General features: G+C 71.5%; 27 protein-coding genes and 2 pseudogenes. All 29 read right to left on the bottom strand.

Features of this window, described 5'->3' with window-relative positions; genetic code table 11:
- Positions 1 to 24: 24 nt before the first annotated feature.
- Positions 25 to 807, bottom strand: a complete 783-nt coding sequence (locus ACWEQO_RS16910) for a DUF317 domain-containing protein (RefSeq protein WP_452983734.1) — start codon at positions 805 to 807, stop codon at positions 25 to 27.
- Positions 804 to 1,163 (bottom strand): hypothetical protein, encoded by a 360-nt coding sequence (locus tag ACWEQO_RS16905; RefSeq protein ID WP_452983731.1) that lies wholly within the window; start codon positions 1,161 to 1,163, stop codon positions 804 to 806. The genes ACWEQO_RS16910 and ACWEQO_RS16905 overlap by 4 nt, the downstream gene beginning before the upstream one ends.
- A 237-nt stretch (positions 1,164 to 1,400) precedes the next feature.
- Entirely contained in the window at positions 1,401 to 2,222 is an 822-nt protein-coding gene (locus ACWEQO_RS16900; RefSeq protein ID WP_452983728.1) for a DUF317 domain-containing protein, read from the bottom strand.
- Positions 2,213 to 2,566, bottom strand: a complete 354-nt coding sequence (locus tag ACWEQO_RS16895) for a hypothetical protein (protein ID WP_452983725.1) — start codon at positions 2,564 to 2,566, stop codon at positions 2,213 to 2,215. The genes ACWEQO_RS16900 and ACWEQO_RS16895 overlap by 10 nt, the downstream gene beginning before the upstream one ends.
- 26 nt (positions 2,567 to 2,592) lie before the next feature.
- Entirely contained in the window at positions 2,593 to 3,396 is an 804-nt protein-coding gene (locus tag ACWEQO_RS16890) for a DUF317 domain-containing protein (RefSeq protein WP_452983722.1), read from the bottom strand.
- Entirely contained in the window at positions 3,393 to 3,779 is a 387-nt protein-coding gene (locus ACWEQO_RS16885) for a hypothetical protein (RefSeq protein ID WP_452983719.1), read from the bottom strand. The genes ACWEQO_RS16890 and ACWEQO_RS16885 overlap by 4 nt, the downstream gene beginning before the upstream one ends.
- A 276-nt stretch (positions 3,780 to 4,055) precedes the next feature.
- Complete coding sequence (locus ACWEQO_RS16880; protein ID WP_452983716.1) at positions 4,056 to 4,463, bottom strand: hypothetical protein; 408 nt, start codon at positions 4,461 to 4,463, stop codon at positions 4,056 to 4,058.
- A 17-nt stretch (positions 4,464 to 4,480) separates the two neighbouring features.
- Positions 4,481 to 5,134, bottom strand: coding sequence for a hypothetical protein (locus ACWEQO_RS16875; RefSeq protein WP_452983713.1), 654 nt, complete (start codon positions 5,132 to 5,134; stop codon positions 4,481 to 4,483).
- Positions 5,131 to 5,889, bottom strand: a complete 759-nt coding sequence (locus tag ACWEQO_RS16870; RefSeq protein ID WP_452983710.1) for a hypothetical protein — start codon at positions 5,887 to 5,889, stop codon at positions 5,131 to 5,133. Before ACWEQO_RS16870 ends, ACWEQO_RS16875 begins: the two co-directional genes overlap by 4 nt.
- Positions 5,890 to 5,914: 25 nt before the next feature.
- On the bottom strand, positions 5,915 to 6,619 hold the full coding sequence (locus ACWEQO_RS16865) for a hypothetical protein (protein ID WP_452983707.1): 705 nt from the start codon (positions 6,617 to 6,619) through the stop codon (positions 5,915 to 5,917).
- Between the two features lie 13 nt (positions 6,620 to 6,632).
- A complete protein-coding gene (locus ACWEQO_RS16860; protein ID WP_452983704.1) occupies positions 6,633 to 7,481 on the bottom strand; it encodes a relaxase/mobilization nuclease in 849 nt (282 codons plus the stop codon).
- Positions 7,478 to 8,026, bottom strand: coding sequence for a hypothetical protein (locus ACWEQO_RS16855; protein ID WP_452983785.1), 549 nt, complete (start codon positions 8,024 to 8,026; stop codon positions 7,478 to 7,480). The genes ACWEQO_RS16860 and ACWEQO_RS16855 overlap by 4 nt, the downstream gene beginning before the upstream one ends.
- A 321-nt stretch (positions 8,027 to 8,347) precedes the next feature.
- Positions 8,348 to 9,564: pseudogene (locus tag ACWEQO_RS16850) on the bottom strand (IS110 family transposase).
- A 265-nt stretch (positions 9,565 to 9,829) separates the two neighbouring features.
- Positions 9,830 to 10,267: a hypothetical protein gene (locus ACWEQO_RS16845; protein ID WP_452983701.1), complete on the bottom strand. Its 438-nt coding sequence runs from the start codon at positions 10,265 to 10,267 to the stop codon at positions 9,830 to 9,832.
- 100 nt (positions 10,268 to 10,367) lie between these two features.
- A complete protein-coding gene (locus tag ACWEQO_RS16840; RefSeq protein WP_452983698.1) occupies positions 10,368 to 10,865 on the bottom strand; it encodes a hypothetical protein in 498 nt (165 codons plus the stop codon).
- Positions 10,866 to 10,902: 37 nt separating this feature from the next.
- Positions 10,903 to 12,081, bottom strand: a pseudogene (locus ACWEQO_RS16835) (hypothetical protein).
- Positions 12,078 to 12,536, bottom strand: a complete 459-nt coding sequence (locus tag ACWEQO_RS16830; RefSeq protein WP_401458975.1) for a hypothetical protein — start codon at positions 12,534 to 12,536, stop codon at positions 12,078 to 12,080. The pseudogene ACWEQO_RS16835 and the gene ACWEQO_RS16830 overlap by 4 nt, the downstream one beginning before the upstream one ends.
- Before the next feature lie 38 nt (positions 12,537 to 12,574).
- A complete protein-coding gene (locus tag ACWEQO_RS16825) occupies positions 12,575 to 13,681 on the bottom strand; it encodes a hypothetical protein (RefSeq protein WP_452983695.1) in 1,107 nt (368 codons plus the stop codon).
- On the bottom strand, positions 13,674 to 14,414 hold the full coding sequence (locus ACWEQO_RS16820; RefSeq protein ID WP_452983782.1) for a glycosyltransferase family 2 protein: 741 nt from the start codon (positions 14,412 to 14,414) through the stop codon (positions 13,674 to 13,676). Before ACWEQO_RS16820 ends, ACWEQO_RS16825 begins: the two co-directional genes overlap by 8 nt.
- Positions 14,415 to 14,460: 46 nt before the next feature.
- Positions 14,461 to 14,970 (bottom strand): hypothetical protein, encoded by a 510-nt coding sequence (locus ACWEQO_RS16815; RefSeq protein ID WP_452983692.1) that lies wholly within the window; start codon positions 14,968 to 14,970, stop codon positions 14,461 to 14,463.
- Between the two features lie 138 nt (positions 14,971 to 15,108).
- The gene (locus ACWEQO_RS16810) at positions 15,109 to 16,077 is read right to left on the bottom strand and encodes a hypothetical protein (protein WP_452983689.1); all 969 of its coding nucleotides are present in this window, start codon (positions 16,075 to 16,077) and stop codon (positions 15,109 to 15,111) included.
- A gap of 84 nt (positions 16,078 to 16,161) precedes the next feature.
- Positions 16,162 to 17,103, bottom strand: a complete 942-nt coding sequence (locus ACWEQO_RS16805) for a hypothetical protein (RefSeq protein WP_452983686.1) — start codon at positions 17,101 to 17,103, stop codon at positions 16,162 to 16,164.
- Between the two features lie 822 nt (positions 17,104 to 17,925).
- Positions 17,926 to 18,498, bottom strand: a complete 573-nt coding sequence (locus tag ACWEQO_RS16800; protein WP_452983683.1) for a hypothetical protein — start codon at positions 18,496 to 18,498, stop codon at positions 17,926 to 17,928.
- An 11-nt stretch (positions 18,499 to 18,509) separates the two neighbouring features.
- Positions 18,510 to 20,024 carry a VirB4 family type IV secretion system protein gene (locus tag ACWEQO_RS16795; RefSeq protein WP_452983680.1) on the bottom strand — a complete coding sequence of 505 codons (1,515 nt, stop codon included), beginning with the start codon at positions 20,022 to 20,024 and terminating at the stop codon, positions 18,510 to 18,512.
- Positions 20,025 to 20,052: 28 nt separating this feature from the next.
- On the bottom strand, positions 20,053 to 20,514 hold the full coding sequence (locus ACWEQO_RS16790; RefSeq protein ID WP_452983677.1) for a DUF6238 family protein: 462 nt from the start codon (positions 20,512 to 20,514) through the stop codon (positions 20,053 to 20,055).
- A 100-nt stretch (positions 20,515 to 20,614) separates the two neighbouring features.
- Complete coding sequence (locus ACWEQO_RS16785; RefSeq protein ID WP_452983674.1) at positions 20,615 to 22,087, bottom strand: SCO6880 family protein; 1,473 nt, start codon at positions 22,085 to 22,087, stop codon at positions 20,615 to 20,617.
- Positions 22,088 to 22,169: 82 nt separating this feature from the next.
- Positions 22,170 to 23,540, bottom strand: a complete 1,371-nt coding sequence (locus ACWEQO_RS16780) for an SCO6881 family protein (protein WP_452983671.1) — start codon at positions 23,538 to 23,540, stop codon at positions 22,170 to 22,172.
- 36 nt (positions 23,541 to 23,576) lie between these two features.
- A complete protein-coding gene (locus ACWEQO_RS16775) occupies positions 23,577 to 24,269 on the bottom strand; it encodes a hypothetical protein (RefSeq protein ID WP_452983668.1) in 693 nt (230 codons plus the stop codon).
- Positions 24,269 to 24,583 carry a DUF6112 family protein gene (locus ACWEQO_RS16770; RefSeq protein WP_052836973.1) on the bottom strand — a complete coding sequence of 105 codons (315 nt, stop codon included), beginning with the start codon at positions 24,581 to 24,583 and terminating at the stop codon, positions 24,269 to 24,271. The genes ACWEQO_RS16775 and ACWEQO_RS16770 overlap by 1 nt, the downstream gene beginning before the upstream one ends.
- Between the last annotated feature and the right edge of the window lie 118 nt (positions 24,584 to 24,701).

Below are 24,701 nucleotides of genomic sequence, written 5' to 3'. Positions count from 1 at the left end.
TGCTTCCAGGCGGGGACGGAGGGATCAGGGCAGGCGGTGGCGCTCGGCCTGCGGCCGTTGCGGAGGATGCGTACTCGTCGCTGGCGGGCCAGATCGGCGTGCGGCGAGGGAGCGGATGCGTTCTTCCATGGCGCCGGCGACCTGCGCGGCGGGTACTTTCCGGTGAGAGAGGGTGATGAGGTCCGGGTTGCGAGTCGGGAGGCTGGAGGGGCCTGCGGTGCGCGGCACCGGTCGGGGGTCGGCGAGCGCGGCGGTGAACGCGGTGATCAGGTGCGGTGGGGTGTGCTCGCTGAAGTGGGCTTGCCACAGGAGAGCCCGGAAGTCGCGGAGGGCGGTGTCGACCCACCAGGCCCCGGTTGTCTCGTCGGTCTCGACGCGGACGGTGCCGTCGGGTGAGGCCAGCCGGTGGTGGCTGTAGGCCGGAGACCAGCCCGCTGTCAGAAGCGGCTCCTGCGGATCCCAGTTGTCTGCTTGGCCGGCAGTGGGATCGGTCAGCGCATCGGTGAACGCAGCGATCATCTCGACGGGGGTGCGGACATCGAAGCAGGCGAACCAGGCGGGCCGGTCCGGCGCGGGGGCGTGCTGCAGAGTCCACCACCGTCCGTCGGGGTCGGGCTCCAGCCGCAGGAGGGCCTTCTGGTCGGGGCTGGAAAGTAGGACGCGGGGCATCAGGGGGTCGTGACCGTAGCTCCAGCCGCAGGCACGGTGGAGGGGGACGGTGATCCAGGCTGGATCGCCGCCGCCGGCCAGGTGGCGCGGGGCGATGTAATCGATGTCGACGTTGGCGGGGCCGTCGGGCACGGTCACCGCCCCCTCGCGCCGTGTCCGCTGCGCCGGGACGTCAGGGCGGGAGGCTGCGGGCGCTTCGGCCGGGACGGTGCTCGGCGTGCGGCGGCCTGGATGTCGAGGATGACGCGGCCGTGGCAGGCCCAGTCGTCCAGATAGCTCCAGCATTCCGCGTGGTGCTCATCCAGCGCGTCGACGTACGCTTCGCTGCCCGGTCCGGCGCCCTCGGGGAGCTGGGCCCGGGTCTGGTGCCACTGTGCGTCCAGGGTGTCGAGATGGCTCAGTGCCTCCTCCAGGATGGTCAGTTGCCCGGGCCAGCTGTCCCGCGTGAGGTGTGCGGGCAGGTGCTGGAGCTGGAGCCGGGCGGTGGCCAGCAATTGGCGGGCGCCAGGACGGATGCCGGCGAACGCTGCGGCGGTGTCTGCGTCACGGACGGCGGCCCGGCGGCCGTAGGCGTCCTCGTCGAAGGGCCAGCCGTCCAGGTCCGTGTTGCACTCGGTGAAGGCGTCCCAGGACGCCAGGATCCGTTCACTGTGGCGCAGGTAGCGGTTGAGCCGCCGCAGTGAGGTGCGGCGGCCGTGGTTCGTGGTGCGGAAGATGAGAGCATCCTTTGGTCAACGGCGGGCGGCCGGCTGGACGGCGGTGGCGGGCGCCGGGGGTGTCGCGGGGGCGGTCTGCTGACGGCGCACGGCGCGAGCCTGTGCGCGGATCGTCTTCACCCGGGCGGTGTGCGCGTCGACTACCTGCTGTGGGCGCAGCGGACTGGGCTCCTGGACGGCTCGGTGGTGAGCGGTGCGGTCGAACATGCCGCGCTGCAGGGGGCGAAGGTCGGCCAGGGCACCGAGGAAGGCGCCGGCCAGGTGATCGGGAACGTGCTCGTCGAGGTAGGCGTGCCAGATCCGCGGGCCCGGGAATGATTCGTCGCCGCTTGTCCTGACCTCGATGTGCCAGGACGGTCGTTCATGGAACTCACTCATGGGGCGGTGTTCGATGCGGCACAGTGCGTCCGGAGAGAGCGCTGTCCCGGCATCGTCGTGCTGCCAGCCTGCGCTGGTCACCGGCTGCCAGGGGTCCGGCTGGGGTGAGGGTGGTGCGATGAGGGCGTCGGTGAGGCCGGAGAGGACCTCGGCCGGCACGAGTTCACCGAACTCGGCGTACCAGCCGTGTTCGTTGTCGCTGGGGGCGGCCCGCAGCCGCCACCAGGCGGAGGTGGCGGACTGCGGGTCAAACTGCAGGCGGTAGCGGTGATCGGGGCTGGCCATCACGATCTCGGCGCTAAGCGGGTCGGAGACCGTGGCCCATCCGGCCGCGGCCAGGCCGTGGGTGACGTGGCGGGCGTCGCCCGGGCCGACGAGGTGGCGAGGGCTGGTGTCGAAGGGGATCTGCTCGGCGTGTTTGTCGGCGAAGGCGTCGAGCTGGCGTTCGCTCAACGGCACCGGCTGCACCCCTGCTCGCTCTCGGCGTCGTCGTGGAGCGCGCGCAGCTCGTCGAGGACGTAGTGGAGGGTGTGCTGGTCGGTCTGTTCCCAGGCGGCGCTGCGCAGCTCGGCGATCAGGAGGTTGACGTGCGCTGTGCGCGGGATGGCCTGGTGTTCCTGGATGGTGCGGGCGAGGGCCCGCAGGGTGTCGGCGAGCTGGACGGGCAGGCCCGTGTACTCGTCGAGGAGCGGCTCGACGAGGGCGAGAGCTTCGACGGGGTCGGGGCTCTCGCGCAGATACTCGGTGACGTCCGACAGCGTTTCGGTCAGGGCGCGAAGGGTGTCCGGGGTGGGGGCAGGCATCGGGCTCCTTGAAGTGAGGGTGGAAATCAGCGGCGGGTCCGGGCGCCGCCGGCCGGGGTGTAGGGACGGGCGGTGGTGCCTGGCCGGGTGCTTCCGGCGGTGTTGCGGGCCCAGGTGGCGGCGCGGGCAGCGGTGATCCGGGCCTGTTGCCACGCACTGAGCTGGGAGGGCTTGACGGAGACCGACCAGGTACGGATCTGTGCACTGTGCGGGACACGTCCGCGTGGGCGCATCACGGGGTCCGGGCCGGCAAGTTCGGCTGAGAAGGCTTGGACCAGGTGCATCGGCGTGTTCGGCGTGAAGTTGGCAGTCCAGCCGTTGCCCTGCTTGTCCTGCGCTCCGGTCCACCACATCGCCGAGCCATCGACGCCCTGGTAGTACTGCATCCACGCGGTGCCGTCGGGGCTGGTCGCCATATAGTCCTGGCCCTCGAACCGCGTGTGCCAGTTCTGCTCCTGCAGAGGTGCCCAGACGTTGGGGGCGTGTGCGGAGCGGGGACGGGTGAGGGCGTCGGTCAGACCGGCGACGATCTCCACCGGAGTCTGCCGGCCCAAGTGCGCAGACCACTCGGCGTTCGCCCCGTTTGCCCGGCCGTGGATGGTCCATCCACCGGGCAGGACGTAGGGGTCGTAGGCGACACGGACGGCGCGGTCCGGGCTCTCCATGAGCAGCGGGCCCCCCGTTTTGGACTTGTCCCGCCAGCCCGAGGCGCGCAAAAACTCCGAGACGTGCCGGACATCGCCCCCGCCGGCCAAGGCACGGGGCTGGACGAGATAGTGCTGCTCGGCCTGCTCGCCCGGCCCCCAGCCCTGCCACTGCTTCTTCTTCACCGGCGCCGCCGCACGACGAGCGGTGCGGGCGCCGGGGGCTTCGCCGCAGCAGTGGTGGCGGGCTGGGTGCCGACGCGTTGAAGGGTGCCTTGGTGTTCGTCCAGGTCGAGGGTGATGTCGTGTAGTTCGTTCGCGGCGCGGCCCAGAGCGAGCCACACCTCCGCAGGGAGAGTGCCTTGCTCGGCCTGGTCCTTGGCGAAATGGCTGCCGGTGGCGACGAGGTGGGTGACGCCGCCGAGGACTCCGGCGTCCGGGTCGAGAATGCGGGCGATGACCTGCGCGGCCTGGGGCGGGGGAAGCTGAGAGAGGTGGTCGGCGAGCTGGCCGAGCTGGCGGGTGATCTCGTCGGCCAGCCTCACCAGGTAGGGGGCGGGGTGGGACATGCTCCTCCAGGGCGGTGGACGGTCAGTGGTGGTGGCGCTGCCCGACGCGCTGCGTCTCGGTGAGGACGGCCTCCGGGCGGGCGCCGGCCAGCGGGGCGGCGTGGTCGGGGCCGGTGGGAATGCAGGCGCGCAAATAGCGGCGGAACAGGGCGGTCGCGAGGCGCGGCTTGAGGCGGTGGCTGATCGGCGGGAGGGTGCGGGCTGCTACGGGTTTCTCCGGGAGTCGGGGCGGGGCGGTGGGCGGCCCCGACGTGGTGCCGGGGCCGCCCGGGTGTTTTACGGGGTGCGGCGGGCCGGTGCGGAGCGCGAGGGGGAACTGGCGGGCACCGGATGCTGCGGGGCGGGGCGGGCTGCGCGCGCCCAGAGGCGGTGCACAGCCTGCTGGTAGAGAGCCTCGTCGAAGACCTCGGGGTCGCAGTTGACCGTGTATCCGGCCAGCAGCAGGGCGGGGATGGCGCGGTTCGCCAGGCGTTTCTGTTCCTCGGCACCAAGGTGGTCGGGCACGGTGTGCCAGATGTAGAGCGGCTCGCCCGTGGGGTATGAGTGGCGTTCGAGGCCGAGCTGTTCCAGCAGGTCGTGGAGCCCAGCGGGGGCGCCGGTGGGAGTGTCGGCGTGAATGGTGGTCGTCAGGGCCTTGATGTAGATCTCGACGTCCGTGCCGTACTCGTTGGCCAGATTGGCCATACGTTTCTTCTCCGGGGTCAGCGGCGGCGGGATACCGGGGACTGCGCGCGACCCAGTGCCGGTGCCGGTGCGGTGGCCGGCGGCTGCGTCGGGCGGGCGGCGTGGTTGCGGGCGTGCAGGATGACGCTGGCGGCTTCGCTCGGGGAGTTGGCGGTGCTACCGAGCCGTGCGATGGGCTCGGGTTCCTCGCCGGGCGCGGCGCCGTGGAGATCACTGGCGGTGATCCAGGCGCGGACGATCACTTCTCTGGTCAGGGGCAGCAGCCCGTGCACGGGCGCAGCGACCTCGGTCAGGACCTCGGCCACCGCGCTGCTGGTCTCGGCGGCCGAGGCTCGCTCGGCGAGTTGGGTGAGGTAGCGCAGGGCTGCGTCACGGTCGCCGTCGGGGGTGGCCAGCATGTTCAGGGTGGGGTCGAGGTGGACGCTGTGGCCGGCGGTGAGCAGGGCGTGTGAGGCGGTGGTCGCCTTCAGGCGCTGCTGCTCGATGGGCAGGCCGTGCGGAAGACGGTGGTAGTCCCCGCGGGGCCCGGGAGCGGTGAGGAAGCCGCCGGTCTGCTGGAGGATGTCCGCTGCCTGCTCGGTGCCCCCGATGGCCACGACCAGGCCAGTGCGGGAGTCCTTGGTGATGGTGACGTACTCCAGGACCCAGAAGTCGGGCTCCGTCTGGTTCATCGCGTCCTGGCGGCGGGTGTGCGGGCGCCGGCGAGGGCCAGCGGCATGGATGCCGGGGCTGCGGTGGGTGCGGTCCGGGATGCGGGGTGCTGGAGGGCGGTGCCGATACCGAGCGCGTCGAGCTGCGGGCCGATCTCGCGCAGCGCACGGGCCTGGGCCTGGGTGTCGTTGCCCTCCAGGCGGTAGATGCCGCTGTGCGGGTCCTGGACGAAGCCGTGGGCGGCGAGGATCGTGCCGGCCCGGTCGTCGGCGGGGGCGGTGGCGACGCTGCCGTCCGGCTGCCAGGTCAGGACGACCCGGTCCGGCTGGGAGGGCTGGATGCCGTCCAGGGCGTTGTGCTGGACCTGGGCGAGCGCACGGTCGTAGCGGACGAGCAGATCATTTGCTACCTGCTCGGCGCCGAGGAACGGGTCGTCGGTCAGGACGATGCCGTTGGGCTCGGGGACGGCATGGTACGCCTCGTCCGGCAGGGCGTGCGGGGCGACGGCGGCGAGGAGGAAGCCGTCGCGTTCGTCGTGCCGGTCGATCAGGACGAACTGGGCGCCGTCAGAGCGGCTGAGTACGGCTGCCTGCTGCAGGGGGTGTTCGGCCAGGGAGGCGGCGACCAAGTCCAGGTCCCAGATGCGGTCGGTGAGTTCGGCAAGGTCGTCCTTGGCGTCGGCCGTCAGGTGCGTGCTGGTCCAGGTGTCGGGGAGTTCGCTGGCGAGGACGTCGGCGTAGGAGGCGAGGCGCTCGGAGGCGCTGTGGTCGTGCATGGTGTCCTTGGGCGGTTGCAGGGGCTCAGCGGCGCAGGCGGGTGGCACCGACGGGTGGCGGCGCCGGGGCCGGCAGTGCACGCGGCGGGGGCGGGCAGGCGCACACCGCGGAGCGTTCGGGCTCGTGGTCGGGGACGTGTTCGGCGCAGGCGCGGCGGCCGGGGTGAGGGGCGTGCCGGTCGGCCAGCCGTTCGCGGGTGTGCGCGAGGTCGGAGTGGATGACGCGGACGTATGCGTCGGCGAGGTAGCGCAGGCGCCGGGCGGTGTGCGGATCGCTCGCGTCGCCGAGGCCGTCGAAGAACTCCGCCAGGGCGCCGAGGGTTTCCTCGAACCCGGCGAGGATGCCGTCGTGGGGCGCGGTGAGTTCGGTGAGGATGTCGGCTGCCTCGGCGGTCTCGGTGGCCTCGCGGAGGCGTTCAGCGAGGTGGGAGACCGGGGCGCCAAGCGTGGGACAGCGGGCAGCGCGGGCTTCGGTGTCGAAGCGCTCGTCGCAGTCGACGTGGTACCCGACGGCCCGCAGGCGCCCTACGGCCTCGGTGGCGAGACGGGACTCGCCGTCCTCGGTCAGGCCGACGGGGGCGCGGTGGTAGCTCTCGTGGAGGCGGACGACAGCGACGAATCCCGCGCGTTGGAGAATGCTGTGTGCCTCAACGTCGCCCCCGCGGGCGAGGAGTTCGCCGGAGTGCGGGTCACGGCGGATGTCCAGGAAGCGGTCGGTGGTGCGGGGCAAAGAGACGTTTCTCCTACGGAGATCGGTGGGCGGTGCGCTGGGCCGCGGCCGGTGTGGCGGCGACCCGGGGCTGGACCAGATGGGCTGCAGTGGCGTCCAGGTCCTGCTGAATCGCGTGGAGGCGGCGGGCGATCAGCTCCAGACGGTGCGCCGTGTCCGTGCTGGAACCCCCCGGCTGGCGGGCGATCCGGTAAGCGGTGTGCTCGACCAGTCCGCGGACCGTGGCCAGCGGGCCGGCCTGCCCGTCGGCGAGCTGCGTGAGGACGCCCGCGAGCTGCGCGGATGCGGCGGAGACCGTACGCGCAGCGGACCGCGTCGTGGGGCCAGTGCGGACGGGGATCAGGTCCAAGTCCTGCTCGATGTGGCACGCTTCACCGGTAAGGCGCTGCAGGATGTTGGCGGGCGGGGTGCGCCAGGTGCCGTCGAGGTGGATCAGGTTGGCGATCAGATCCAGCCGTCCGGGCTGGGCCTGGACGGCGATCCACCGCCCACCGTGCTCCGCGGCCCCGGGCACCTCGATACCAGCGGCCCGCGCGAGCCGGTGGGCGGTTTCGGACCACTCGGGGCCGGTCAGCTCCCGGTCGTCTGGGTGGAGCCGGATGTCGAGGTGGAGGATCGCGTGCCGGTCGTCGTCCGGGCTGGCAGCGAACGGGTGCTCCAGGTAGGGATCTTCGAGGTGCTCGGCCCACTGAACGGACGTCCAGGTTCTCTGCTCGTCGTCCGGGGTGTAGTAGTCCAGGCCCGGCCAGTGGGCGACGACGGTGTACTCCGTCAGGCCCTCGTTCGGGGAAAGGGGCCGCCCGAGCGCCTCGGCGAGCGGTTCGCGCGGCGAGTGGGCCCTTGCGTGCAGGCGGGGGATCATGACGGCACCCCGCTCGACGTGCGGGTGGGTGACCGGTGCTGATGAAGGTCGCGGGCTGCACAGATCAGGGAGCGCTCGCGGACCAGGTCGGCGTGAACCGATGTGTCTCCCGGCGGAAGACAGTCGATCGCCCTGTCGATGGCGCCCAGCCCCTCGTCGTACCGGTCCATCCGGCGCAGGGCCCCCGCCACGCGGAAGAGGACGATCGGGTCGGTGCCGGTGCCGGTGCCGGTGCCGGTGCCGGTGGCGAGGGCGGGCCGGGAGCTGAGGGCCAGGAGACGCTCCGCACCCTCGTCCAGGTCCTGGCCGAGCCACAGCCCGTGCAGCAGGACGTGCAGCGTTTTGGGGTGCTCCTCGGCCTCGGTGAGGACCTCGTCCATGACCGTCAGGCCCTCGGGGCGGGACTGGCCAAGCAGCGCGAAGGCGTACAGGGCGCGGGTGTAGCAGTCCAGCGGCTGACGCGCGGTCTCCGCGAGGTGCTCGACGAGACGTTGGAGGGTGGGGCAGCGGAAGTCGAACCGAAGGGCGCTCAGGTACAGATGCACCAAGGTGCGGGCGGTGATCGGATCACGGTCCGTTGCGAGGACATCCTCCGGGGACAGCAGCCCCAGGACGCTGCGGCCGGCTGACCGTGCCGCCCAGGCAGCATCCGCGCACACCTCTGCTGAGGTTTTCCAGTCGGCCCGGATGTCGCGGAGATCTTCGGCCAGGCGCAGCGGCCAGGAAGAATCGACCGGCGTTGCGGTGACTCGGGCCCTGGCCTTGTGGAGCGCAGCGGCACGGTCGGGGCGGTTCGTGGGGGGGTGCCTCTATGTCCTTCGTCAAGGCACCCCTGTCGGGTTTGGTGCGATTCGGTCTTGCTGGGGTCATGCGGCGAGTTCGATGTCCTGGGGACGCGGGGTTCGTAGAAGGTGCCGTCGCGGAGCATGGCGAACAGGACGCTGATGCGTTGGCGGGCGAGGCGGAGGAGGGCTTGGGTGTGGGTCTTGCCGCGGGCTCGCTGGCGGTCGTAGTAGGTGCGGGAGGCCGGGTCGGCGTTCATGCAGGCGAAGGCGGAGAGGAACATGGCGCGTTTGAGCTGCCGGTTTCCGCCCCGGGGCGCGTGCTCGCCGTGGATCGAGGTCCCGGACGACTTTGTGGTCGGGGCGAGTCCGGCGTAGGAGGCGAGGTGGGCGGCGGTGGGGAAGCTGGTGCCGTCGCCGACGGTGACCAGCAGGACGGCGGCGGTCCTGACGCCGACGCCGGGCATCGACGTCAGGACCGGGGAAAGAGGGTGGGCCTCCAGCAGGGTGTTGATCTGCGTCTCCAGGGCCCGGCGCTGTGCGTGGACAGCGGCGAGCGAGGCGGCCAGGGAGGGAATCACGATGTCGAGGGTGCCGGTGCCGGGCACGATCACAGTCTGTTCATCGAGTGCGGCGAAGACGTCGTCGATCAGCCGGGCAGCCATGCGCGGGGCCTTGGGCCGGATCAGCTCGACGAGTCTGCGGCGGCCGGCTTTGCGCAGGGCGGCCGGGGAGCCGTGGCGCTCCAGCAGCCAGGTGACGGCCTGGTGGTCGAGGCGGGGGCCCAGCACGCGTTCCAGGCTGGGGTGGAACTGAGTGAGCAGGCCGCGTATCCGGTTGGAGGTGCGGGTGGCCTCGGCGGCGAGGTCCTGGTCGAAGCCGACGAGTACCGTGAGTTCGGCGGTGATCTCGTCGGTGAGTTCCAGCGAGCGCAGGGTGTGCGGCATGGTGCGGGCCGCATCCGCGATGACCGCAGCGTCCTTCGCATCGGTCTTGGCCTCGCCCGGGTAGAGGTCGGCGATCCGCCGCATGGCGAGTCCGGGCAGGTAGGCGACCTGGCAGCCCGCGTCCCGGGCCACGGTCAGGGGCAGGGCTCCGATCGAGGCGGGCTGGTCCACGATCACCAGGACGGTGCCGAACTTGTCGCGCAGCTTGTCGAAGACGGCCCGCAGTTTCGGCTCGCTGTTGGGCAGCTGCTTGTCGAAGACCTTCTTGCCGGCCGGAGTCAGCCCGTGCCCGTGATGGGCACTCTTGCCGACGTCCAGACCGAGGAACACGCCCACGTCTTCGGTGTCGAACATCGCGCCCCTCCAGGAGAGTTGAACGTGCTGGCCTCGGCAGTGGTGTCGTACGCGCGCATCCACGTTATGCAGACCTGCCGCCCGCGAGCTGTCCGGCATTGCGCCGGACCGGGTGGTGGCCGGACCTCTGATCAGCGTCTCCGACGGCACCTCCCGGGCCCGGTGACACCACCCCCCAGGTCATCCCATCGACAGGGGGACACAGCCATGCCGGGCCCGGAGGCCAGCGGCCCTCTTGCAGGACCGCGAAGAACATAACGGGGAGTCACCGGCCGCCCCTGGCGTCTGCGGTGTGCACGAGCTGGCCCAGGGCGGTGGTGGTGTACCAGCCGCAGTCGATCAGCTCGTCGCGGTCGGCGAACCGTGCGAGGAGGGCGTCTTCCATGGCCCGCAGGTAGATTAGGCAGTCCGGGCAGCGGCGCGAGAGGTGCACAAGGTAGCGGGGGTGAGCGGTGACGTAGGACTGGGCACCGCCGGTGGGATCACGCAGTCGCCATCCGTCCTCGTCGGTGGGGGTGTGCCAGGAGGGGGCGACGACGCGCATGGAGTCTCCCCACAGTTCCCCGCCGGCCACCCCCTTGAGGACGACGACGGTGTCCCCGGCCTGAAAGTGGGCGTGGGTGATATCGCGGGTGGGAGTGAGCGGGTCGGGAGTGAGGGCGGTAACGGGGGCGGGTTGATGGTCCCAGGACGGAGGGAGCACGCGGTTCCTTCCACGCGATTGCTGTCGGGGTGGGAGCATCAATAGTCCGGAGGAACGCCGGTTTGGCTAACCGGCGTTTCCCGGCTATGTTGCCCCGTCGTCAGTGGAACGGGTTCTCCGTCCCGCGGTCCGTCTCGGTCGCTGCGTCGAGGAGTTCGAGCAGGTCAGTGCCTTCGGAGTCGCGCTGGTCGATCCACCATCCGGCACGGGTGATGGATCGGGCCTTCTCCTCCAGCTCCGCCCAGTCCGCCTCGTCCCAACTGCCCTCCACGACCAGGGCGGTGTGCGCGGCCGTCATCAGCTGATGGCGGGAGCGCTCGCCCCAGTCCAGGGCCTTCTCCGGGCCCTCCATCTGCGGCATGTCGAACTGCTTGGCCCAGGCAACGGCTGCCTCCTGCTCTGCGGCGCGCTTCGCCGCGAGCCACTCCTCCTTGGACTCGGAGTCGGCTTCGCGAGCCGCCTTCCAGCAGTCGGTGCAGTCCTTCGACGCGAGCCAACGGGCGAAGCCCGCCCGCTTGTCGGCGGGACGATTGGACAGGTCATGATCCACACGGTGGGAGCAGGCGTGCTCCACGGTCCAGTGCGTACGCACGGCCATAGTTGGGTCTCCTTGAAGGGGTAGGAAGTGGTGGGGGCTAGCGGTGGCGGGCGGTCGTGCTGGCGCGGGGCGGCGGCGCGGGCGGTGTGGTGTCCACGGCCGGGCGCGGACGGGTGCGCAGCACGGGGGTGCGGTGCGGGGGCAGGACGGCGACGGTCGCCCCGAGGTCCTCGGCTGCCTCTTCGAGTTCGCGGGTGAGGAACTCGATCTGCCGGCCCAGCGCTGAGAGGCGGGCGGCGATCTGGCGGCCCTGCACGGTCTCCAGGGCGCTGGCGAACTGGCTGCTTGTCTCCAGAAGTTCCTGCAGGCGGACCATAGGGCCGGCGTGGTAGCCGCGCTGGACGGCTCCCAGGAGAGCGTTCGATGCGTCACCGGCACTGTGGCCTTCGACGACGCCGCGGATGAGGTCTTGCAGGGACAGCTACGGGGCCGGTGCCGGGCGGTTGAACCGGGAGATGTCCGAGCGCAGCACGCCGGGCGGGACCGGAGCGGGTAGGGCCTTGCCCGCCTCGTACTCGTGGGCGAAGTGACCGATCACCTGCCAGCCCGGTACGCCCGGGTCGCCGCGCAGCGCGACCACTGTGGAGTCGTCGTCTTCGACCAGGTAAGCGAGGGTGATCGGCTGTCCGTCGGCGGCGTACCACGACTCGGTCAGCTCCAGCCCGCCACGCGTCTGTGCGGCCTGGGCCCTGTCGGTCCACAGCTGCTGTTCCTCGTCGGTCAGCGGAGCCTTGTGGTGCTGGTCGGCGAGGTTGCTGGCGATCGAGCTGTGGTCCGCCCAAGCGGTGAGGTGCGGGCACAGGGCCGCGTGCTGAGCGCGTTCGGCGGGGGACCCGGGCGCGGCCGGCCGGTCGAGGGCCCGGCGGATCTCGGCGGCGGAGGCAGCCAGGCGGTCCAGGACGGCCCGCCACCCGCTCAGGTGCCGGGCGGGCGGCAACTCGTCGAGCGCGAGTCGGGCGGCATCGAGGAGAGCCTCGGCGTGGGGGGCGAGGTGGGTGGCGTACGCCTCCACCGCCGCCTTGTCACGGTGGGCTCGTGCGGCTGCGGCGGCGCCCGCGTGGACGGTGCGGCCGTAGCGGTCGCGTGTCATATCGAGGGCGGCATCGGTCTCGCAGTCGATGACTGCCATCCGCAGCCGGAAGTCGCGTGCCTTGCTGGCCAGCGCGGGAGCTGTCAGCAAGGGGCTGTCGGGGGCCAGACTGCTCGTGTGGGTCATCGGGACCGTCCGCCGGCTGCGGCCGTCAGGTGGACGGTGGGAGCGTAGGTGGGCTTCGGCGGCATCGGCCGAGCCGACGGCGGGGAGGTGGTGGGCGGCGTGGAGCGCTGCGTCGTTCGGCCGGCGGCGGCCTGGGCGAGCCGGCTGCGGCGCTCCTGGAGTCCGTGGGGCCGGACGGGGCGCGGCGGGCCGGTGGAGAGGGCCGGGTTGAGGCGGATGTCGGCCTGCACGGTGTAGCCGTGGCGGCGCAGGTCGTGGACGGCCTGACGGGTGCGTCGGACTCCGTCGCGCTCGGGCTCGCTGAGGCGGTACAGCCCCGGTTCACCGGGGACGGGCTCGAACTGCTCACGCTCCAGGAACCAGTGGGCGAGGTGCTGGGGGATCGAGGAGGTGAAGGAGGCGACGAAGCCGTGTTCCTCGTGGTCTCCGAAGGAGAAGTGGGTGCCGGGTTGCAAAGGGGCGGCAGTCTCCAGTCGTTGTCGGGGTGGAACGGTCAGTGGCTGCGGTACGCGGGCCGGGCCGCGGCGAGGGGACGGGATGGCGCAGCCACGGGGAGGGCCGGGCGGCGGTGGGGTGCGCTCAGGCGGGCCTGGCGCAAGAACGCTTCGCCGTCGGTGAGCCACGTCTCGATCGCTGGCCACGCGCGTGCTCGGCGCTCCTGCTCCGACACGGCACCACCGTGGACGATCTCGTCGACCAGGGCTTCGGCATCGATCACGGCGTCGGCCAGACGGGAGAGGGCTGCGGCATCGTCGGGCCACGGGCTGTTCGCGGGCCGGCACCGGTCGAGCAGCGTCGGGGCGTGGTCGACGACGGTCAGGAAACGGCGCCAGGCGTGGTTGAGGAACAGCTCCGTCGAGGCGCCGAGGGCAGCGGCGCTCAGCGGGGTGGCGTCGCTGTAGCGACCGGAGGCGTTCATGGCCTGCCAGGTGTCGTGCTCGGAGCGGATGTCCCCGAGCACGGCTGCGATGGCCGCCGTATGGCGGGCATGGACGGCCTGCTCGTAGGCGGGAAGGTACCGGTCGGTGAGGGCCTGGGCAGCCCGTCCGGGGACCGGCGGCAGGACGATGCTGCGCGGGGCGTGGGAATCGCCGTAGCCCCCTTTGAGCCCCTCGGGCGAGAAGGCGCCTACCAGGTAATCGAGTTGACGGCCGGGACGCTCGATGAACAGGAGCGTGGTGCCCTGCGCCGCGTCGGTGAGGACCGCGGCGTAAGGGATCCGCTCGCTCTGGACGGCGCGGTCGAGTTCGCCGCTGTCCCAGATCCAGGGGACCAGGTCTTCCTGCCAGGCAGGGTGCGCATAGATCTCGACCGAGGCGTGCCACTGGCCGGGCAGCAGGCGCGCGAGGTCGCGGGCGGCGTCGCCGATGAACCGGCGGCTGCTCGTGTGCACGCTGGCGCGGTGCTGCTTCGCGCACGTGACCAGATCGACCACGGTGGTCTGGGTGCCGTCCGCGGGCAGGTGCCAGACGCCGTCGTCGTCCCGCTGGAAGCCACTCTCCGCGAGGGCGGTGTGCGCCCACGGGTACTGCTCGCCCGAGGCGATGGCGACGATCCCGGACTCCCGGCTGTGCGACAGGACGATCTGCGCCTCAGACACGGACCAGGTCCTCGCCACCGCGCAGGACGGCGCGCAGGCTGCGGCCGTACGCCCAGGCGTGCTCCCGGGCCGCCGCCTCCAGCTGGTCGTATCCGACCTGGGCTGTCATCTGCCCGGGGTGCTTGCGGTATCTGTACACGGGGATGGGCAGCAGGATTCCAGGTGCGAGCGCGGTGACGCCGAGGGCCGCGCAGTAGTCCTCGCCCTGGACGAGACCGCCCATCGGCGCGGCGCGCACGAGGTCGGTGCGGGCGAGGATCGTGGTCGGCCCGATGGGGATCGTGTCCGTCGGCGACTTCCAATAGGTCCACACGTCGCCGGCCTCGTGCCGGCCGGGCGGGGTGGGGCAGCGCCACAGGGTGGTCGAGCCGTCGGGGTGCTGGTCCTCGCTCCAGCCCGCGCACCAGCCGACCCCGGTGGATTCCAGGGTGTCCAACCGTACGGACATGGCGTCGTCGGTGAACTGGTCGTCATCGTCGGCCCAGTTGACGTAGGGGGTGCGCACGTGGGTGAGGGCCAGGTTCCTGGCGCAGGCGGCGCCGACCGGCCGGGGCAGCGTCAGTGTGCGGATGCGGGAGTCCTGCGCGAGCGGGGCCGGCAGGCGTTCGGGTGTGGTGCCGTCGAGCGCGATCACGGCCTCCCACGGCACGGACTGCCGGGTGAGGCTGGCGTGCATGGCGGTCAGGTAGTCGAGGCGGTCGTCGCGCAGGCGGGTGGCGATGACGACCGTAATGAGGGGAGCGGGCAGGGAAATCTCCGGCAATGAGAGGCGGTGAGGGTCAGCGGCGGGCAGCCGTGCGGGGCCCGGTCGGCGCTGCACCGGCAGCGGGCCGCGGCGGGCGCGTGGCGCGTGAGGTGGTGGGCGCCCGGCATGTGGTGATGGCGGGCCAGCGCGCCGAGTGGTCGCTGAAGGGGGTGCTGGGGTCGATGTCCCAGGCGACGAGAGGGCCCGTGCCTGCGTGAGCCATGCTGATCACTTCGATGCCCTGCGGATGCAGGATGTAGCCCCACTGCATGCCCAGTTCGCCGGCGGTCTTGTCGGTGACCGTCATGCGCACCGGGGGCGAGCCGTCCGGAGTGATCAGGTGATCGAGGGTCCGGCTGGGCCAGTGTTCGCCGCCGGTCAGCGCGGCCACGAGCGTGGGCAGGGCGTCGTCGAGGAGATCGGTGCCGAGTTCGTCCCAGCCGACGGCGATGTCGTCGATGAGGTGCTGGGCCATGGCCTCGACGTCGCGTCCGAACTTGTACTGGTAGGCGGCCAGGAGAAGCGGGAGGTGGTGGCTGGGCACGCCGTCGAGCTGGACGTGGATGCCGCTGTACCCCGTACCGACGGGGCGGGCGATGAAGGAGTGTGTGGACAGGGAGTTCTCCGAAGCGAGCAGGGGGCGGGCGATGTCCGGCAGCCGTCGCAGTGGAGGCGGGTGCGGTTACGCGCGGTGTGACCAGGAGGCGACCGGGGGGCCGGAGGCGTCGGTGCGGGCGCAGGTGTAGCCGATCAGGCGGGAGGGCTCGGCCTTCGCGGGGACGGTGGCGGCGTCGTTGCACACGAACGTGTAGCGGATGGAGGTGCGGGGCACGTCGTGGAGCCAGGCCCGGTCGCCCTTGCCGGGGTTGATCTGCAGGCCGGAGTGCGCGACGGAGTCGGTCTGGGTGTGCGTGTGGGAGAAGAGGACCAGCGCGCCGCCGTCTGCCGTCTTGAGGGCGTAGGCGTCGTTGTAGTGGTTGTCGGCTGCGTCGAAGACGGTGGTGCCCTGGTTCCCGAAGCGGGTGCCGGTCTCGTCGTGGACCTTGACCTGTTGTTTGCTGGCCTTGGTCGGCGCGAAGAACTTGCTTCCGCTGTTCGTGCCTCCGGTGGCGAAGTTGTCCAGCACGGCAGTACGCAGAACGTCGGCGTCGGCCGTCGCGTATCCCTCACGGTCGAGGGCGACGTCGGGCAGCTTCTGGCTGTCGAGGTCAACGACGGACACCATCTCCCAGCGCTTGTGCTGGGGCTGTTCGGCGAACACGACCAGTCGCGAGGGGGCCTTGCCCTTCTCGCTGGAGAGCGCGGCGGCGAACCAGCCTTCCTGTCTGTCGGCCAGGCGCGGGATGTACAGCTTGGCGCCGGCGACGTCGTAGGACCACGCCTTGTAGGGCTTGCGGTCCTTGGCGGGAAGCCCTTCGGTCTCGGTGTAGTCCGAGACGGACATCGCGTACAGCGGTCCGTCCTCGACCGTGTCGAGCAGGCGCCGGTCGCAGTTGGCGTTGGCCTCGTTGTTGATCTTGGAATAGCGGGTGATGACGTCGCGGGCCTGGGCAGTGCTGAGAGCGGGCGCGAGCTTCGGGGCGGTGCTGGCGCTGGGCGTCTGCCGGGCCTGGGCGGGGCCGTCTTCGCCGGAATACCCGGTGAGGGCCAAGGTGAGGCAGGCGGCGCCAATGATCAGCGGCAGGGTACGGCGGGCGGCGCGGATGGAGACTCCAAGGGTTCACAGGGGAAGGAATCAGGACGTGCGCCTGGCCGGTGGGGCGGCTTTCGGCGATGAAGGCGGGAGGACCCATGGCGGAAGGGGTGACGCGTTGGCCGGGGTAGAGGGCAGTCGCGGCGCCGGCGCGAGCGGAGTGAGGGCCCGCATGCGGTCCTCGGCCACGTGCAGGACCTCGGAGAGGTTGCGGATCTCGGCGGCTGCGTCGGCGAGGTCGTAGGAAAGGTCGAAGCCGTCGTCCTCCTCGGCTTCCTTGGCCTTCTCCCCGGCTGCTTCGAAGAACTCGCCCAGCTGCGCCAGCAGGCCCTCAGTGGGTTCCAGGATCTGGTGCAGCAGGGCAGCGGCATCCGCAGGTGACTCGACTCCGTTGAGCCGGTCGGTCAGATCGCGTAGCGCGTCGCCGTAGACGTAGCGGGGGCCAGGGTGTGGTGTGCCGGGGACAGCCCGGGCCTTGGGCGGGGCTGACGGCTGGGCTGGGGGCACGTGTGAGCTTTCGTGGGGCAAGACGTGGTGCGGTTTCAGCCCGAGCTGGGCGAGGCGGTGGTCGATCGCCTCGATCAGAGGTTGGGCGCTGCCGCCGTGGCGGGCTTCGGGCCGCTGGGGAGCACTGGGGTCGTCGGAGGGAGCCGAGTCGTAGATGACCTGGAACAGCGTCTGGTCGTCGGGGTGCTCGCGAGTGGCGATCCAACCCTCCGGGTCTCCGGGCGGTCGCTCGGAGGGCGGGTCGTGCGGCGGACTGATGACCAGGTAGCTGTCGTCGGGGAGCGAGACGCGCACGTTGTAGGTGCTGAGGCCGAATTCGATGTCGCACTGCAGTCCGCGTGCCCGCAGTGGAGTGATGACGTGTGCGTGGCGACGCCACAGCTCCTGCCACCACGGCGTGTGCACGTTGCGGTGGTCGGGAAGCGGCGCGAGCGGTACCGGGCGGGGTTCCGGGGTGGTCGTTTCGTCAGCGGCCATGGCTCCTCCTGCGGCTGCCGCCGCTTGCGGCCCGGAGGTAGGGGTGCGGGTCGTCGGGGCGCGGGGGAGAGGTCAAAGGGTGTGATCCTTCCTGCCGGCAGGCAGAGCTGCGACGGCTGTGGCGTCGGGGTGATCCGGAGTGCAGTGGGTCAGGGCGCGCACGGGCACGGCCGATGGAGAGCTAACGGCGAGGCGCGGGGCCGGTGGAGGGGGGAGCGGGCGGCAGGCTCGCGGTAGCTCCACGCGAGACGTCGGCCGGCGCTGTGGGGGCGGGGGCCGGGTCATAGGCGGCGCGCAGCCTGTTCAGACCGGCTTCGTCGGCGAGAGCGAGGGCGGACAGCGCCCGGCTGGCCGCTGTCATCAGCAGGTGTGAGGGGGATCCCTCAACAGCGTCGTGGTTCTCGCGCCGCCACCGGGCGGCGGCGATGAGGTAGTTGCTCAGGGCGCGCAGCGCAGGTTCGGCGGCGTCCAGGACGTGGTCGGTGACCGCGTCGATCTCCGCCGGGGTCCGGGCCGCGGTGAGGGCGTCCAGGTACGGGCCGAGGTGGGGTGCGGCCCAGGGCTGGTCGGGCAGCGGGTGTGCGTCACGGAAGGCCCGTGCGTCCCGTCGTGCCCACCGCTTCAGGTCGTTGTCGGTGGCGAGGTTGTACCGGGCGGCATGGATCTGGTCGGCGTCGCGGCCGACGTTGTCGTAGAGATCGAAGTCTGGGTCGCGGGGGATGATGCAGGAGTCCTTCGGGCTGGTGCGGGCTGCAGGTCGCTGCGGTCGAACTGCGCCGGAGTGGCGATCTGTTGCACGAACAATTCACGGCTCCGGCGCGGTCAGCGGTGGAAACCGCCAGGCCGGGACGGCGGAGGCTCTGGCGGTCCCTCCCGGCGGGTCAGAGGCGCAAGGAAGCGCTGGACGCCGAGGTGGTCGTCGAGTTCCTTGGCTGCGTCGCCAAGGAACTCCGAGGCACGCCGCAGAAAAGCGCGCGCTGAGGCGTGGTCGATGACCATGCGATTCGTGAGGTAGTGCCGGTCGATGGGGTTGGCGGTCCGGGGCAGGACCAGGGCGTTCTCCGCGGTCTCGGTGAAGTGCGGGGCTGCGTGGCTGGAGATGGTCGCCGCCGAGGCGAGGTGCTTCAGGACGGTCCGGCCGGTCCGGGTGGTGTGGTGGGGGCTCCGGGCGAAGTCAGCGGCCAGCCGGAGGACATCGCGGGAGAGGTCCTGCGCGTCGGTGGCGTGCTGGAGCAGCGCGGTGTAGGACGGCGCGGCCGGAACGTGCCCGTTCTCGTCGAGCAGCTCCCACCGCTGGGCGGCGTCGTGCAGTTTGTCCTTCACGGCGTGGAGTGCGTGGATGAGGTGCAGGGCGTCGTCGCGCGGGATCAGGTCGCGCGGGAAGTCGGGGTTCACGGTCCTCTTGGTCAGTGCATGCGGGCGTCGGTGTCGAAGAGCGCCAGTTCGTGGCTGTGCAGGAGGTGCTGCACGATGAAGGATCGGCCGGCGACCTTCCACAGGCCGCGCCCTCGGTTGAGGTGCGCGATGGCGTCCATCTCGACGGAGGTCAGGCCGAGCAGGGAGGCCGCGGCGTGGAGCTGGTCGGTCTCCTGGCGGTAGATGATCCGGGTGGAGCAGTCCGCCAGGAGGCCCTCGGCCAGGGCGCGGCCCTGTGATCCGGCGTCGCCAGCCGTGAGCAGGTCGGACAGCCGGTGGATCACCATGAGGTTGGCGATGCCGAGGCCGCGGCTGAGCTTCCACTGGGCCTGCATCCGCTGGAGGAGGCCGACATGCCGCATCAGGCGCCATGCCTCGTCGTACACGATCCAGCGTCGGCCGCCGCCAGGGTCGGAGAGGGCGGATTCCATCCAGGCGCTCGCGCAGGTCATCGCGAGGACGAGGGCGGTGTCGTCCCCGGAGCCGCCGAGGCGGGACAGGTCGATGGTGAGCATCGGCGCGCTCGGGTCGAAGCTCACGGTGGAGGGGGCGTCGAACATGCCGGCCAGGTCGCCGTGGACCAGGCGCCGCATGGCGTGGGCCAGGTCGCGGGCTGCGTCACCGAGTTGCCCCGACATCATCCCGGCGGCCTCGTCGAGGTCGTTCGGGTTGTTGAGGGTGGCGGCGATGTCGCCGAGGAGCGGGGTGCGGTGTGTGTCGGCGGCGCGGGTGACGACGGCATCGAGGGCGACGTCCAGCGCGGTGTGCTCCATGGGCATCAGGTCCCGGCCCAGGACGGTCCGGGCCAGGGAGCCGAGCAGGAGCAGGCGCCGCTTGCGGATCTCGCCGACCCAGTCGGACTCGGCCACGCTGTCCGGGCGCGGGGCCGCGTCCAGGGGGTTCAGGCGTCCGGGCAGTCCGGGACCGAGGGCGACACACCGGCCGCCGAGGGCTTCGGCCACCGGAGTCCACTCGCCCTTCGGGTCGCACGGGACGTAGACGCGGTATCCGAAGGCGACTGACCGCAGCGCGAAGGACTTGGCCAGCGCGCTCTTGCCCTGGCCGATCACGCCGGCGAGGAGCAGGTTCGGGTTGGTGAACCCCTCGACCTTGCCGTACAGAGCGAACGGGTCGAAGACGAATGACGCCTCGGCGTGGACGTCGCGACCGATGTAGATGCCCTCGGCGCCGAGTCCGCCTTCGGCGAGGAAGGGATAGGCGCCGGCCGCGACGGCGGTGGTCATGCGGTGGGCGGGAAGTTTCAGCCGGTTCCCGCGGGCGGAGGCGGGCCCAGGGCGCCCGCTCGGTGGGTAGAGCGAGGCGGGCATCTGCTGCTCGGAGCGGGTGCTTTCGCTCTGGTGGGCACTGGCTTCCGCGCGGGCTTTGGCGGCGGCCTCGGCGAGCTGGCGGCGGGCGGCCTTGCGGCTGGCGCGGTCGGTGCCGTGGGGGGTGAACAGCGGGCTGGCGGACGCGCGGCGGGCGCGACGGGCGGGCCGGTGGCTCATCGGGGGCCCTCGATTCTGCGGGTGGTGCTCATCGCACGCAGGCCGTGGTGTGCGGGCGGAGGTCGGTGGGGGTGGTCTTGCGGCGGACGACGTGTCCGGCGGCGAGGTGGCGTTGGCAGATCGTCAGCACGGGCGGGCCATCGGGAAGCCGTTCCGGATGACAGGCGCTCGTCCTGGCGGTGGCCTCGGTCGTGCCGGGCAGCAGGTGGAAGGCGGCGTGGACTTCGGTGGTGGCCTGCCAGAGCCTGGTGTGTGCGGTGGCCAGGTGACGTCCGGCGGCTGGGTGCGGGGGCCGGGTGTGGTCGGCGAGCCGGTCCAGAAGCTGGAGCAGAGCGGTGAGGTGGGCGTGCAGTACGTCGATGTGTAGACGGTCCACGGGCCTGGGCAGGTCTGCGTCCGACGGCGCCAGGGCTCGTGCGTGGTGGCGGATGCCGGCGCTCGCGGCGCGGAGGTAGGGGTGCGCGTCGTCGGGGCGCGGGGGAGAGGTCAAAGGTGGTGGTCCTTCCTGCCGGTCGGCAGGGCGGCGACAGGCGTCCCGTCGCGGGTGATCCGGATTGCAGTGGGCCAGGGCGCGCACGGGCGCGGCTGGTTCACAGGGCGGTGCGGGCGAGCGGGAGCGCGGAGAGGGCGAAGGCGTCCGGCTGCTGGTAGTTGAGCCTGCGGAGATCGACTCCGGAGGTGACGGCGTGGGTCTCGATCTGAGCGCAGGCGGCGTCCAGGAGGGCATCGGTCTCGGCGGTGACGGTGACCAGGCCGGTCAGGGCCACGTCCGCGTGCCCGGCGATGAGCTGGCGTTCGCGGGTCTTGACGTCGGCGTACTCGACGGAATCCTCTTCGGAGTCGACCTGCCCGCGGCGGGCGCGCTCGTTGGCGTCGGCGATGATCGCGGCCTTCTTGCGCTGGACGTCCCGCAGTGCCGACTCGAGCCCCTGCGGCACGTAGATAAGGGACAGGCTGCGACGCACGCCGGCCGTAAACATCAGCCCGTGCAGGAACCCCGCCCCCATCTCGGTCCTCGGCCAGTTCTCCACCCAGTACGTCGCGTGCCGCGCGCTGTCGGTGGCGAGGCGGTCGTACTCCTCGAACTGCACGACGGGACCGGCGGCTGCAGGGGCGGCCTCGGCACGGCCGGTCTCGGACCACTGCTGGAGCGCGGCGAGCGCCTTCGGGTCGTAGGCGGTGCGGATGACGGCGGCGATCTCCCGCGCGCTCAGCCATCCGGTGACCATCAGGCCGGCGTTGCGGGCGGCCTGAGCGATGGAGGCGGTGGTCTGCTGCATGACGGTGAACGCTCCGGGCAGCCCTCCGCCGGCTTGGTTGATCAGGCGCCGGGCGGCCTTGAGGTCGAGGGAGATGGCGAGGTACGTCTCGTGCGGAGCGGCGGCCGGGCCGGCCGAGGCGACCAGTTCGGAGTAGACCTGTCCGGCGACGGGGGCCTGGGGCTGCCCGTTCTGGGTCCAGTGGCGGGTGAGCGTGTCACCGCTGTCGGGCACGGTGCGCTCCAGCACCTGCACGGTGGCGACGTGCCCGGTGCGGGCGATACCTGCCAGCGCGCGCCCCCAGCTGCTCACGTTGTGGTTCTGGGTGGCCGGGTCGAGGAGGGCGAAAGCACGGCTGCTGACGCGGGCGATGGCGGTCAGGGTCTGCTGGTGCGGGTCGTGGACGGCCGCAGCTCCGTTGGCGGAATCGCCGGGGGTAACGACCTTGAGGGAAGCGGCGGTGCCGGGCAGATGGAGGACGCCGTCCTGCCGGGGCCGGGTGACGGGCCGGGCGAGCCAGAGGGTCTGGCCGGTACGGCGGCGGTGCGCGTACCGGGTGACGATCGGTGCCCAGTCGATGAGGGAGCGGCCGTGCCGGCGGATCGCGACCAGTGCACCGGATGCCGCCCACAGCGGTGCCAGGGCGAGAGCGCCGAGCAGTCCGGTGGAGATCACCGTCATCAGCAGCAGGGCCAGCGTGCAGGAGACGAGGACGAGTTGGGGCAGGGAGAGGCCGAGGAGGATGCCGCGGCGGCTCCGGTATGGGAACTTCACCGTGACCGGGGCGACAGAAAGATCAGTCATTGGGGGCGGGTCCTGGTGGCGCGGGTGGAGTCCGGGGGCGGGAGGTGGTGTGCACGTCCCGCCCCCGGGCGTCGGGCAGGGGTCAGAGGCCGGTCGGAGGCGGCGGCGGAGCCGACCCACTCGACGCGGCGTCCTGTGAGCCGGAGGACGGGGGTGCGCCCTGCGGAGGCGGTGTCGTTGTCGGCGGAGTGGTCTGCCATCCGCCGCCCTGGCCGGACGCGGCATTCGCGCCGGATCCGCCGGGTCCGGGGCTGCCTCCCACCTGGCCGCTAGTGTCGTCGGACACGCTGGTCGGCGCGGGCTGGACGGCCTTCTCCAGGCCGGACTTGACGGCATCACCGCCGGGCGAGCCTCCCGTTCCGCCGCCCTGCGAACCGTCCTTGCCTTCTGTGCCTCCGCCGGTCGGGTTGGCGGCGACGTCGCCGGGGAAGCCTCCGCCGGCATCGGGGCCCTGCGGTGCGGCGCCCGCTCCGGCTGCGGCGCCACCGGTTCCGGCGGTGGCCGCGGCTGCGGCGGCCTTGCGGGCGGCCTTCTCGGCGTGGGCCTTGGTGATCTGGGCCCCGGCGCCACCGGCACGGTGGATGGACTCGCCGTCGGTGCCGTCGGCCGCCCAGTGCACGAATTTGAAGACGGCGTACGGACACAACAGCACCAAGATCATGATCACGATGCCGGACATGACGTCGGCGAGCGCGGCGATGCCGTCCTCGGCTTCGGTCTTGCCCATGGCGGCGATACCGAGGACGAAGATGACGGTCATCAGGAGCTTGGAGACGACGAGGGTGGCGGTGGCTTCGATCCAGCCCTTGCGCCAACGTCGGGCGACTTCCCAGCCGCCGCCGGCGGAGGCGAAGACCGCGAGGGTGACCATGACGAGGATGCCGACCTTGCGGACCATCATCACGCACCAGTAGAGGAAGGCGCCGATGGCGGCACCGAGCCCGGTGACGACCGGGACGAGCCAGCCAAGACCGGACAGCGCCCCGATTTGGCTGACCTTTACCACTCGGCGCACGGCCGATTCGATGTCCAGGTGTGCGGCTTTGAACAGGCCGTCGCTGACGGCGTCCACGACCTCGATGGCGACTGTGGTCAGGGCGATGGCGCAGAAGGCGAACAGGACTCCGGACGCGGTGCCAGTGAATGCTTGGGTGAGGGCTTGTCCGTCGCGTCTGATGGCGGCCCGGACCAGCTGCGCGCAGAAGGTGGCGACCAGCAGGACCAGGCCCAGCGGCAACAGCGTTTCGTAGTTGTCGCGGAACCACCCGGCGTTCAGATCGACCTTGGTGGTGGTGTCGACGGCCTCGGCGGCCAGGTCGGCTGCTGCGGCTGCGAGTTCACCGGCGGACTTCGCCATCCAGTTACCGATGGCTTTGCCGGGGTCCGAGGCGAAGTCCACCGCGTCGCCGACGGCGCACAGTTTGCCCGCCAGGGGGAAATCACAGAAACCCACGAGGAGTTACTCCTCCTTTCTTGTCTCAGGCGCGGGTCACTGTGTGACGCTCGGTGCGATGGCGGCCAGGGTGCAGTCGTGGTTCGGGCGGCACTGGACGGCGAGGGTCACGGCCCGTTCTTCGGCTCCGCCCCCACCCTTCTTCCAGCTGAGCGTCTGCTTGCCGTTGACGGTGACGACGTAGATGTACGCCTCGGTGATCGCGGACGGGTCCTCGGCCAGCGCCTGTTTGAACGCGCCGGGGTAGTGGCCCTCGGTGATGTGGGCGGTGGCGTGCTGATCCTGGTCGGCCATCCGCGACCACAGCACCGGGTCGGGGACCTGGCCGGCGACCGATGTCCAGTCGGCGTACTTGGTCTCGGTGGTCATCCAGGCGCGCATGCCGGCGAGCTGCTGGTCGCGGCTGGTGTAGCGGGTGTCGTAGGACCACAGCATCTGGGACGCTGCCTTGGCGTATGCGACCGGTTCGGAGATCTGCGGAGGCTTGGGCACCGATCCAGATCCGGAGGAAGGCTTGGGGGCGGCCTCGGAGGAGGACGGGCTGCCAGTCGGGGCGGGCGCGGCACTGTCCGGGGCTTGGTGGTCGTTGCCGCCGCCGGTCAGCAGGGCGACGATCCCGGCGAGGGCGAGCAGGCCGGTGACGGCAGCAGCGACGATCGCGATGCGCCGGTTGGCAGACCAGCCCGCGCCGTACGAGGACAGCGAAGAGGAGGGGAAGCGTTTCCGCATCAGTGGACCTGTGATCCCAGGCCGGAGAAGAAGGCCACGATGCCGTTCGCGGCACCCAGACCGAGGGCGGCGCCGGCGGCGACGACGGCGCCCTTCTTCCCGTTGGCCTCGGCTTGGTGTCCACCGGTGTGGTGGCCCCAGGCCCATACGCCGAGCGAGACGGCGAGGGCGCCGACGACGGCGATGATCCCGAACATGTTGATGCTGTTGACCACGTTCTTCAGCACGGCGAGGCCAGGCAACCCGCCGCCCTTGGGCGAGATTCCTGGGTCGTAGGCGAGCTGTATGACGCGGTCTGCGAGAGGGACGGACATAGGCGTGGCGGGCTCCTTGCATACGCGGGCCAGGTGAGGGCCGGCGGGAAAAGCGAAGCGGAGGGGGACGTGCGCTCGGGGCGCGAAAGTGGCCGCGGCGGCGGCTTGCCCGGACCTG

This window comes from Streptomyces sp. NPDC004051 (assembly GCF_053604275.1).
This window is presented reverse-complemented; position numbering and strand designations above follow the sequence as displayed.

Coding starts and splice junctions, on each gene's coding strand:
- ACWEQO_RS16805 (WP_452983686.1), bottom strand. CDS start 17,103: ATGGCCGCTGACGAAACGACCACCCCGGAACCCCGCCCGGTACCGCTC.
- ACWEQO_RS16785 (WP_452983674.1), bottom strand. CDS start 22,087: ATGACTGATCTTTCTGTCGCCCCGGTCACGGTGAAGTTCCCATACCGG.
- ACWEQO_RS16895 (WP_452983725.1), bottom strand. CDS start 2,566: ATGCCTGCCCCCACCCCGGACACCCTTCGCGCCCTGACCGAAACGCTG.
- ACWEQO_RS16795 (WP_452983680.1), bottom strand. CDS start 20,024: ATGAGCCACCGGCCCGCCCGTCGCGCCCGCCGCGCGTCCGCCAGCCCG.
- ACWEQO_RS16770 (WP_052836973.1), bottom strand. CDS start 24,583: ATGTCCGTCCCTCTCGCAGACCGCGTCATACAGCTCGCCTACGACCCA.
- ACWEQO_RS16870 (WP_452983710.1), bottom strand. CDS start 5,889: ATGCACGACCACAGCGCCTCCGAGCGCCTCGCCTCCTACGCCGACGTC.
- ACWEQO_RS16840 (WP_452983698.1), bottom strand. CDS start 10,865: ATGGCCGTGCGTACGCACTGGACCGTGGAGCACGCCTGCTCCCACCGT.
- ACWEQO_RS16860 (WP_452983704.1), bottom strand. CDS start 7,481: ATGATCCCCCGCCTGCACGCAAGGGCCCACTCGCCGCGCGAACCGCTC.
- ACWEQO_RS16775 (WP_452983668.1), bottom strand. CDS start 24,269: ATGCGGAAACGCTTCCCCTCCTCTTCGCTGTCCTCGTACGGCGCGGGC.
- ACWEQO_RS16875 (WP_452983713.1), bottom strand. CDS start 5,134: ATGAACCAGACGGAGCCCGACTTCTGGGTCCTGGAGTACGTCACCATC.
- ACWEQO_RS16880 (WP_452983716.1), bottom strand. CDS start 4,463: ATGGCCAATCTGGCCAACGAGTACGGCACGGACGTCGAGATCTACATC.
- ACWEQO_RS16885 (WP_452983719.1), bottom strand. CDS start 3,779: ATGTCCCACCCCGCCCCCTACCTGGTGAGGCTGGCCGACGAGATCACC.